Origin of the sequence: Streptomyces sp. WAC06614 (assembly GCF_003949795.1) — a bacterium.
GTDB lineage: Bacteria > Actinomycetota > Actinomycetes > Streptomycetales > Streptomycetaceae > Streptomyces.
Map to the genome: position 1 here is coordinate 1 of NZ_RPRY01000271.1, position 9,502 is coordinate 9,502.

The 9,502-nt window shown below is 74.2% G+C and carries 8 protein-coding genes; all 8 read right to left on the reverse strand.

Annotation, left to right across the window (positions count from 1 at the left end; all coding sequences use genetic code 11):
* A partial coding sequence (locus EF918_RS27305; protein WP_148141266.1) for a serine/threonine protein kinase occupies positions 1-1,605 on the reverse strand: 1,605 nt, incomplete at its 3' end.
* Positions 1,602-2,888, reverse strand: a complete 1,287-nt coding sequence (locus EF918_RS27310) for a hypothetical protein (protein ID WP_260610723.1) — start codon at positions 2,886-2,888, stop codon at positions 1,602-1,604. The genes EF918_RS27310 and EF918_RS27305, both read right to left, overlap by 4 nt.
* Positions 2,889-2,902: 14 nt before the next feature.
* Positions 2,903-3,886, reverse strand: coding sequence for a glutamate ABC transporter substrate-binding protein (locus EF918_RS27315; RefSeq protein WP_125651560.1), 984 nt, complete (start codon positions 3,884-3,886; stop codon positions 2,903-2,905).
* A gap of 5 nt (positions 3,887-3,891) precedes the next feature.
* Positions 3,892-5,253, reverse strand: a complete 1,362-nt coding sequence (locus tag EF918_RS27320) for a hypothetical protein (RefSeq protein WP_125651562.1) — start codon at positions 5,251-5,253, stop codon at positions 3,892-3,894.
* Positions 5,254-5,456: 203 nt separating this feature from the next.
* A complete protein-coding gene (locus EF918_RS27325; RefSeq protein ID WP_125651564.1) occupies positions 5,457-6,449 on the reverse strand; it encodes an N-acetylglucosamine kinase in 993 nt (330 codons plus the stop codon).
* A complete protein-coding gene (locus tag EF918_RS27330; RefSeq protein ID WP_125651570.1) occupies positions 6,440-7,705 on the reverse strand; it encodes a 6-phospho-beta-glucosidase in 1,266 nt (421 codons plus the stop codon). The genes EF918_RS27325 and EF918_RS27330 overlap by 10 nt, the downstream gene beginning before the upstream one ends.
* A 14-nt stretch (positions 7,706-7,719) precedes the next feature.
* On the reverse strand, positions 7,720-8,568 hold the full coding sequence (locus EF918_RS27335; RefSeq protein ID WP_125651566.1) for a carbohydrate ABC transporter permease: 849 nt from the start codon (positions 8,566-8,568) through the stop codon (positions 7,720-7,722).
* Positions 8,565-9,464: a carbohydrate ABC transporter permease gene (locus EF918_RS27340; protein ID WP_125651573.1), complete on the reverse strand. Its 900-nt coding sequence runs from the start codon at positions 9,462-9,464 to the stop codon at positions 8,565-8,567. The genes EF918_RS27335 and EF918_RS27340 overlap by 4 nt, the downstream gene beginning before the upstream one ends.
* Positions 9,465-9,502 lie beyond the last annotated feature (38 nt).

A 9,502-nucleotide genomic window follows, 5' to 3' on the forward strand; every position in this document is an offset into this window, starting at 1 on the left:
GAAGAGGGGGGTCGGGGGGCGCAGGCCCAGGAGGGAGGATTCTCTCGCCGGGTCGGAGGCGAAGAGCTGGGTGTCCGGGACGCGCAGCTCCGGGCCGAACAGCGTGGACAGGTGGGGCCGCGGGCGGCCCGTCTGGAGGGCGACCACCTCCCGCAGGACCCCGGTCAGTTGGTCCGCCATCTCCTGCGCGGACGCGAACCTCCGCTCCGGGTCGGGATCCGTCGCCCGCACCAGCAGCCGGTAGAACGACTCGTACCGCCGGAACACCTCGATGTGCTCCGGGTCCGGCAGCGAGTCCACGAACACGTTCGTGTAGCCCTGGAAGTCGAACGTCAGCACGGCCAGCGTCCGCGCCACCGTGTACAGGTCGGACGCGACCGACGGCCCCAGCTCGGCCACCTCCGGCGCCTGGTAGCCCACGGTGCCGTAGATGGCGGACTCCTGGTCGTCCATCCGGCGCACCGCGCCCATGTCGATCAGCTTCAGCTGGTCCTGCTGCTGGATCGCGTTGTCCACCTTGAAGTCGCAGTACAGCAGGTTGCGGCTGTGCAGGTGCCCCAGCGCCTCCAGCGCCTCGATGCCGTACGCGCAGGCCTGTTCGACCGGGAGCGGGTCGCGCCGGCCGTCCGGCCGGCGCCGCTCGTTCGCGATCTCCTTCAGGGACTTGCCGCCGACGTACTCCATGACGATGTAGCCGTCCGGCGCCCCCGTCCGCCGGTCCGGGTGCTCGACGAAGTTGTAGATCCGCACGATGTTGGCGTGCTCGATCTCCGCGAGGAACCGACGTTCCGATATCGCCGCGGCCATCGCGTCCTGGTCGCCGGTGTCCAGCAGGCCCTTGAGCACCACCCACCGGTTGTCCACCGCCCGGTCCATCGCCAGGTACACCCAGCCCAGGCCGCCGTGCGCGAGGCAGCCCGCGACCTCGTACTGGCCGCGCACCACGTCGCCCGCCCGCAGCTTCGGCACGAACGAGTACGGGTGGCCGCACTTGGTGCAGAACCCTTCCGTCCGGCCCGGCCGGTCGCCGCGCGCCCGGCCCACCGGCGCCCCGCACTCCGCCCGCGAGCAGAACCGCTTGCGCTCGGGCACCTCCGGGTTCGCCAGCACCGCCGCCGCGGGGTCCGGCCGCGGCACCTCCGGTACGGCGACCAGCCCGGCGCCCAGCCGGCCGGACCCGGCCGACCCGGCCGAGGAGCCCGAACCGGTGCTGCGCACCGAGACCGAACGGGTCGAGGAGGAACCGGACATGGCCCGCGAGAGCCGGCCCGAGACCGAACGGCGGGACGAGGACGAGCGCGAGGAGCGGGCCGACGAGCGGGACGAGGACGGCACCGACGGGCGTGAGCCCCCACCGGGCCGCGCCGGGCCCGCCATCTGCGCCGTCGGCACCGACACCAGCTCCGCCGCACCCGGCCCGGGCCACTGCCCCGGCTCCGGCCCCGCGGCCGGAGCCGCAGCCGCGCCCGAGGCCGCGGCGCCCGTGGTCCCCGTACCCGCCGCCGGGGCCAGACCGCAGGTGTCGCAGTAGACCTCGCCGCCGCCCATGTCCTCGTACGCGCCCGGGCAGCCCGGCCGGGTGCACGGGGTTCCGATCGGGCTCATGCGTCCTCCTGGGCCACCGGCCCGGCCAGGGCCTCGGCCGTCGTGTGCTGGTAGCGCAGCACGGCCTGCTCGGCGGCCCGCAGGTCACAGGGCGCGCTCCACAGCATCCGCCGGGCCGCGTCGTACCGCTCGACCAGCAGCGGGTCCTCGGCCAGCCCGTGCCGGGCCGCCTTCGCCCGGTACGCGTCCAGCCGCCCCCGCAGCTCCGCCCGGACGGCCAGCGGCGCGGTCACGGCCGTCAGCGAGTCACGGGCCCGGCGCAGTTCGTCCTCGGCGCGCACCTCCAGCGCCTCCAGCAGCGGCGACAGCCGGTGCCACTGGGCCTGCCGGCGGTACTCGGCGGCGGCCGCGAGCTGCTCCTGGAGCGCCGTGGGCGGGCCGCTGACCGCGGGCACCTCGCTCGCGGCGATCTTCGCCAGGACCTCCCCGCGGGCCGTACGGGCCTCCGCCAGGGTCCGGTCCGCCCGCGACAGCACGTCCCGGACCCGCACCAGCCGCTGCTCGGCGTCCTGCCGGACCGTCAGCACCGCCTCGATCTCGCGGCGTACGTCCTCCAGGGCGCGCGCGGCCCGGTCGTAGCGCACGGTGTCGGGACGTCCGCCGCCGGGCGCGGAACTGCCCGTCGCGGGCTGCCAGAAGGCCAGCGGGTCCTCGATCACCCGGGCCCGCAGCTCGGTCAGCTCGGCCGTGATCGCCTCCAGGTCGTCCCCGGACGGGTGCTCGCCGGGGCGGACCCCGACGGAGTGGGCCAGCGAGCGGGTGCGGTGCAGCTCGGCGGCGAGCAGGTCGATCCGGGCGGGCAGCGCCGACCACACCGCGTCGGCGGCCACCACGACGTCCAGGGAGCGGGCGTAGAGGTCGTTCATCCGGGCCACCAGCTCGGCCAGCGAGCAGCGCTCGGCGAGCCGGCCGCCCTCGGCGGCGTCCCCGGGCAGCAGGACACCGGGGCCGCGCAGCCGTTCGGTCAGCTCGACCAGGTCCTCCCGGGTGGGCCAGCGACGCCGCTCGCGGATCTTGCGGGCGGCGGCCACGGCCCCGCTGTAGACGTCGAAGTACCGCCACAGCCGGGTGACGGCCGCGTCCGTCTCGGCCCAGCGCTCCCGGGTGATCCCGGACAGGGTGGCGCCCTCCAGGAGCCGGCGGCCGGCGTGGTCCTGGAGCGCCAGCAGGGAGGTCTCGACCGCCTCGTGCTCGGCCTCCAGCCGGGTCAGGGCACGGTCGACGTCGTCCCGGTCCATCACTGCCGACACCGTCGACCCCGCCTCCTCCGCGTCCGTGTGCATGTCCCTCACCGCGCTCAGCCGTCCCGGTACTTGGGTGCCGGGGGCGCGGTGATCCCCGGCAGATCGTCCCGCAGGTACTGGACGTAGGCCTTCATCCACTCGCTGTTGTCGCCCCCCGCACGGTAGTTCTCCAGCACCTTGTTGACCCGGCGGACCAGGTCCGTGGCGTTCTTGGGCATGGCCACCCCGTAGAACTCCCGCGTGAACGGCTTGCCGACCAGCCGGACCTTGGGATCCTGGGCCGCCTGCCCGGCGGCCAGCGCGTTGTCGGTGACCACGCCGTCGACCTCGCCGAGCTGGAGGCGGACCAGGCAGTCGAGCTGGTTGGGCACGGTGACCAGGTGCGAGCCGTGCGGCTCGCGGGTCAGCGCGGCCTCCGCGATGGAGCCGCTGGCCGCGCAGACGCGGCGGCCCCGGAGGGAGTCGTCGAACCCGGTGATCGTGCTGTTGACCGGTGCCAGGACCTGCTGGCCGGCCTCGAAGTACGCGGTGGAGAACGCCACGTCGGCCAGCCGGGCGCAGTTGATCGTCATGGTGCGCACGACCAGGTCGACGCGGCCCTCCTGGAGGGCCGGGATCCGCTGGCTGGTGGGTACGGCCCGGTAGATGACGGCGTTCTCGTTGCCCAGGATGTCCTTGGCGATGGCCTTGACCAGGGCGATGTCGAAGCCCTCCAGCTGGTTGTTGGCGGGGTTGCGGTAGCCCCAGCGGAAGCTGGACTGGTCCACGCCGGCCACCAGCTTTCCGGCCTGCTTGATCCGGGCGATGGCCGCGCCGTCCAGGCCGTCGGGGCGGAGGCTGGCCTCCGGATCCGTGCACTGCTCCGGCGCAGCGGGGGTCGGCGTGGCCGGGGCCGCCGGGGCGGCCGGGTAGGCCGCTTCGGCCGGGGCGGGGGCGCGGTGCAGCAGGGCGGTGGTGAGGACCACGGCCAGGGCCGCGGCCGTGGTGAGCGCGCTCGCCGTCCTGCGTGACCTTCTCCTGTGCGCGGTCGGGTCCATGCGTCTCACCTGTACTCCGAAAGGCGGCGGCCGAGGCCGAGGAGGGTGGTGGCGGCGGCGGTCAGGGTGAGGGTCACGGCGCCCGTGGCCAGGCCGGTCAGGGCGGTGAGGCCGCCGTGGGCGGCGCGGGTGAACTCCTCCTGGGCGTGGGCGACGGCCTGTTCCAGGGAGGCGTCCACCCCGTCGAAGGACTCGCCGCTGCTGCCCTTGCCGCCGATCACCTTGGGCAGGGCGCTCTCGTAGTCCCCCTTCAGGTCCGCCTCGCGGGCCTGGGCGTGCCGTTCCTTCCACTGGCGCACCCCGGCCACCGCCCGGTTCACCGGGTCCCGGTCCGCATCGTCGTCCGCCAGCCGCAGGGCCCGGCCCAGGTCCGCTTCGAGCTCGTCCATGGTGCGGCCGAAGTCCACGTCGTACTTGTCGGACTTCTTGTCCGCGGCCTGGACGGCACCCCGCGAGATCAGCGTCAGGTTCTCGTCGGCCCGGGCCCGCAGCGCCGCCACCCGGGCGGCGTCCAGCACCTTCAGGGACTCCTGCGCGCCCGCGCGGGCCTCGCCCAGCCCGGACCGGGCCATGCCGTGCCCGACCGACAGCCAGAGCAGGGCCACGGCGGTGGCGGCGGTGGCGGCCACCAGGCCGTGGTTGAAGACCCGGTTCGTGCGCCGGTACTCGCGCCGCTGCGCCCAGCCGAGCGCCCCCAGCGCGGCCACGCCCGTCACCAGGGCGGCCGGCGGCCAGGCGCGGGCGGCCTCCTGGTCCCGGTCGAGCCGGCCGGTCTCCGCCGCGTACAGCCGCTGCGCGGCCGGCAGCAGCAGGGTGCTCATCCGCTCGTTGGCGTACCGCAGGTAGGCGCCGCCGAGCGGCAGCCCCTGCCGGTCGGTGGCCCGGGCCTGTTCGACCAGGCCCGTGTAGCGGGGCAGCTCCTCGCCGAGCAGGGCGATCTCCCGGCGCGACTCCGCGTCGTCGCCGGCGTTGGCGGCGGCCTCCACCAGCAGCCGGGAGGCCGTCGCGACGTCCTTCTCGTAGCGCTCGCGGATCTCCCGCGGCTCCTGACCGCTGCTGAGGAATCCGCTGGAGGCGGCCGTGTCCGCGTCCGCCAGCGAACGGTAGAGGCTCGCCGCGCCCGCGCTCAGCGGCTGGCTGCGCCCCACCACGTCCTCGGCGGCCGCGGCCCGGTCGGAGACCTCCCAGCCGGCGGCCGCACCGAACAGCACCAGCAGGACGGCCAGCACCGCGCCGACGGCCCGCAGCCGGCCGGGCTCGGTCATGGCGGCCCGCCGCACCCGCTCGACGCCCTCGGCGAAGGCGGTGCCGCGCCGCGGCGGCGGCACCGGGGCCGTGCCCCCGGGCGCGGGCGCACGCGACGTCATCGCCACCTGACCTCCCCCTCGGTCCTGGAACCGCTCCGCCCGGCCGCTGCCGGTGCTCCCGTCGCGCAGCAGTATGGCCGTACGCGGGCGCCGGCACAGCATCCGGCCCGGCAACCCGTACGGATCCCGGTCCGGCGGCCTTCACCGTGAATACGCCCCGACGGCTCCTGCGGTTCCAGTCCTGCCCACGACCGGGCGGCGGTTCACCCGAAGTGGGCGCGCAGTTTTCCGTGCGCCTCCGGCGGTGCGGCCACGGCGTCCAGCCCCAGCAGTCCCGCGCCGAGCACCGGCGGCGCGGACACCACCGCCACCCGGGCCCGGGGCGCGCGGGCCGCCAGGCCGGCCTCGATCCGGTCGTTGAGCAGCGCATGGCGGGCGGTGAGCACCCCGCCGCCCAGCAGCACCGGGGTCTCCTGCGCGAGCAGGTCCAGCCGGGTCAGGGCGACCACGGCCAGCGACACCACCTCGTCGGCCTGCCGTTCCACCAGCGACCGGGCCACGGCGTCCCCGGCCGCCGCGACCGAGAACAGCACCGGCACCAGCTCGTGGGTACGGGCCTGGTCGAGGGCACCCAGGTGCAGTGCCTCGATCAGCTCGGCCATCGAGCCGAGCCCGAAGTGCCCGGGCAGGGCCGTGCGCAGCGCGGTCGGGCCGCCCCGGCCGTCCTCGGCCCGGGCCGCGAACCACAGGGCCTCGGCGGACAGGCCCCCGCCGCCGCCCCAGTCGCCGGAGATCTGTCCCAGTGCCGGGAACCGGGCGGTCCGCCCGTCGGGCAGCATGCCCACGCAGTTGATGCCGGCCCCGCACACCACCGCCACCCCCCGCGGTGGCGCGCCGTGCGGAAGACCGGCCCGCAGGATGGCGAAGGTGTCGTTGTGCACCTCGGTCGCCCCCGCCCAGCCGCGGGCGGCCAGGGCGTCGGCCAGCCGCTCCTCCTCCACCGGGAGGTCCGCGTTGGCCAGACAGGCGGCGACCCGGTCGGCGTACGGGCCGGCCCCGGTCAGCCCGGCCGCGCGGACCGCCTCGGCCACGGCCCGGCCCAGCTCGTCCACGGCCGCGGCCACGCCGGTGAGCGGCGGCTGGAAGCCGCCGGCCCGGCCGGTGCCGCGTACGGTGCCGTCCGTGTCGATCAGCGCCACGTCCGTCTTGCTGTTGCCCGCGTCGATCGCGAGCACGGCGGGCCGCCTCACGCCCATGCCAGGTGCTCCTTGTTGTGGGCCAGCAGCCGGTCCGTCAGGCCCTCGGCCTGCGCGAACTGCCCGACGAGCGGATGGGCCAGCAGGGCCCGGAACACCCGTTCCCGGCCGCCGCGCAGCGCCGCGTCCAGGGCCAGGTCCTCGTACGCCGTCACCTGGGCGATCAGCCCGGCGTACAGCGGGTCCAGCCGGGGGACGGCGAGCGGGACCGGGCCGGAGCCGTCCACCCGGGCCTGGACCTCGATCACCGCGTCGTCGGGCAGGAACGGCAGGGTGCCGTCGTTGCGGGCGTTGACCACCTGGACGGACGGGCCGCCGTCGCCGAGCAGTGCCGCGGCCAGGTCGACCGCGGCCTCCGAGTAGAAGGCCCCGCCGCGCCTGGCCAGCAGTTCCGGCTTCTCGTCCAGGGCCGGGTCGGCGTACAGGGCCAGCAGTTCGGCCTCCATCGCGGCGACCTCGGCCGCCCGCGAGGGCTTGGTGGCCAGCTCCCGCACGACCTCGTCGTGCGCGTAGAAGTAGCGCAGGTAGTACGACGGTACGACGCCCAGCCGGTCCAGGACCTGCCGCGGCAGGCCCAGGTCGGCGGCGAGGTCACCGCCGCGGACGTCGAGCAGCCGCGGCAGCAGGTTCTCGCCGTCGGGACCGCCCAGGCGTACGCCGAGCTCCCAGGTCAGGTGGTTGAGGCCGACGTGGTCGAGGTGGATGTCGGCGGGGGACAGGTCCAGCCAGCGGGCGAACTTCCGCTGGAACCCGATGGCCACGTTGCACAGCCCGACCGCCTTGTGGCCGGCGTTCAGCAGGGCCCGGGTGACGATCCCGACCGGGTTGGTGAAGTCGATGATCCAGGCGTCCGGGTTGGTCCGGCGCACCCGCTCGGCGATGTCCAGCACCACCGGCACCGTGCGCAGCGCCTTGGCCAGGCCGCCCGCGCCGGTGGTCTCCTGCCCGACGCAGCCGCACTCCAGCGGCCAGGTCTCGTCCTGCAGCCGGGCCGCCTGCCCGCCCACGCGGAGCTGGAGCAGCACCGCGTCGGCGTCGGCGACCCCGGCGTCCAGGTCGGAGGTGGTGGTCACGGTGCCGGGGTGGCCCTGCCGGGCGAAGATCCGCCGGGCCAGGCCGCCGACCAGCTCCAGCCGCTCGGCGGCCGGGTCGATCAGCACCAGTTCGCCGACGGGAAGGGTGTCGCGGAGCCGGGCGAAGCCGTCGACCAGTTCGGGCGTGTAGGTGGAACCACCGCCCACCACTGCCAGTTTCATCGTCATGTGACTGTCTAACCCTTCACTCCGGTCAGGGTGACGCCTTCGACGAACGCCTTCTGGGCGAAGAAGAAGAGGACGATCACCGGGGCCATGACCAGCACGGTGGCGGCCATGGTGAGGTTCCAGTTGGTGTGGTGGGCGCCCTTGAAGGACTCCAGCCCGTAGCTGAGCGTCCAGGCGGCCGGGTTGTCCGAGGCGTAGATCTGCGGGCCGAAGTAGTCGTTCCACAGGGCGAAGAACTGGAACAGCGCCACCGCCGCCAGCGCGGGCCGCGCCATCGGCAGCACCACCCGCAGCAGGGTGCGGACCTCGCCGCAGCCGTCGACCCGCGCCGCGTCCAGGTACTCGTCGGGGATCGTCACCAGGAACTGCCGCAGCAGGAAGATGGAGAACGCGTCGCCGAACGCCGTCGGGACGATCAGCGGCCACAAGGTGCCGGACAGGTCGAGCTGCTTGGCCCAGAACAGGTACATCGGGATGATCACCACCTGCGGCGGCAGCATCATCATCGCGATCACGAGCATCAGCGACAGCCGGCGCCCGCGGAAGCGGAACTTGGCCAGCGCGTAGGCGACGGGCACGGAGGACACCACGGTGAGCACGGTTCCCAGGCCCGCGTACAGCAGGGTGTTGCGCCACCAGGTCAAGAACCCGGGAGCGTTCCACACCTGGACGTAGTTGTCCCACTCCCAGGTGCGCGGCCACAGGTCGCGGGTCAGCGCCTGCTGGTCGCTCATCAGCGAGGTCAGCAGCAGGAAGACGAACGGCAGGACGAAGAACAGGGCCGCCGCGACCCCCAGGGAGTGCACGCCGATCCAGTGCAGCACGGCCTTGCGCCGGTGGACCCGGTCGATGCTCATTCACCCGCTCCGATCAGTCCGCCGCGCCGGCGCATCAGCAGCGCCGTGAACGCCATCGACAGGGCGAACAGCACCAGCGCCACCGCGCAGGCGGTGCCGTAGTCGAAGCGCTGGAAGCCCGCGTTGTACACGATCTGGGGCAGCGTCAGCGTGGTCTTGGCGGGGTAGCCGGGCTCGAACTGCTGCCCGGAGCCGCCGATCACCCCGGCCGCCACCTTTCCCGCGACCAGCGGCTGCGTGTAGTACTGCATGACCTGGATCACCCCGGTGACCACCGCGAACAGCACGATCGGCGAGATGTTCGGCAGGGTGACGTGCCGGAAGCGCTGCCACGCCCCCGCCCCGTCGAGCGCGGCGGCCTCGTACTGCTCCTTGGGGACGTCGAGCAGGGCGGCCATGAAGATGACCATCAGGTCGCCGATGCCCCACAGCGCCAGCATGGTCAGCGCCGGCTTGGACCAGTCGGGGTCGGTGAACCAGCCCGGGGCGGGCAGGCCCACGTCCTCCAGCAGGACGTTCACCGGTCCCGTGCCCGGGTTGAGCAGGAACACGAAGGCCAGGGTGGCGGCCACCGGCGGGGCCAGGTAGGGCAGGTAGAACAGGGTGCGGAACAGGCCCGTACCCGTCCTGATCTTCGTGATCAGCAGTCCGACGCCCAGCCCGAACAGGGTCCGGCAGGTCACCACCACCGCCACCAGCCACAGCGTGTTGCGCATCGCCGGCCAGAACAGCGGATAGTCGGTGAACAGGTACGTCCAGTTGTCCAGCCCGTTGAAGGCCGGCGGCCGGAAGCCGTCGTACTTGGTGAACGAGAAGTACACCGTGGACAGGAGCGGGTAGGCGAAGAAGACGCTGAACCCGATCAGCCACGGCGAGAGGAACGCCGCGGTCCGCAGCGCGGACCGCGGCGTTCCTCTCGCCGTGGCTGATCGGG

Coding starts and splice junctions, on each gene's coding strand:
- EF918_RS27310 (WP_260610723.1), bottom strand. CDS start 2,888: ATGCACACGGACGCGGAGGAGGCGGGGTCGACGGTGTCGGCAGTGATG.
- EF918_RS27330 (WP_125651570.1), bottom strand. CDS start 7,705: ATGAAACTGGCAGTGGTGGGCGGTGGTTCCACCTACACGCCCGAACTG.
- EF918_RS27320 (WP_125651562.1), bottom strand. CDS start 5,253: ATGACGTCGCGTGCGCCCGCGCCCGGGGGCACGGCCCCGGTGCCGCCG.
- EF918_RS27335 (WP_125651566.1), bottom strand. CDS start 8,568: ATGAGCATCGACCGGGTCCACCGGCGCAAGGCCGTGCTGCACTGGATC.
- EF918_RS27315 (WP_125651560.1), bottom strand. CDS start 3,886: ATGGACCCGACCGCGCACAGGAGAAGGTCACGCAGGACGGCGAGCGCG.
- EF918_RS27325 (WP_125651564.1), bottom strand. CDS start 6,449: ATGGGCGTGAGGCGGCCCGCCGTGCTCGCGATCGACGCGGGCAACAGC.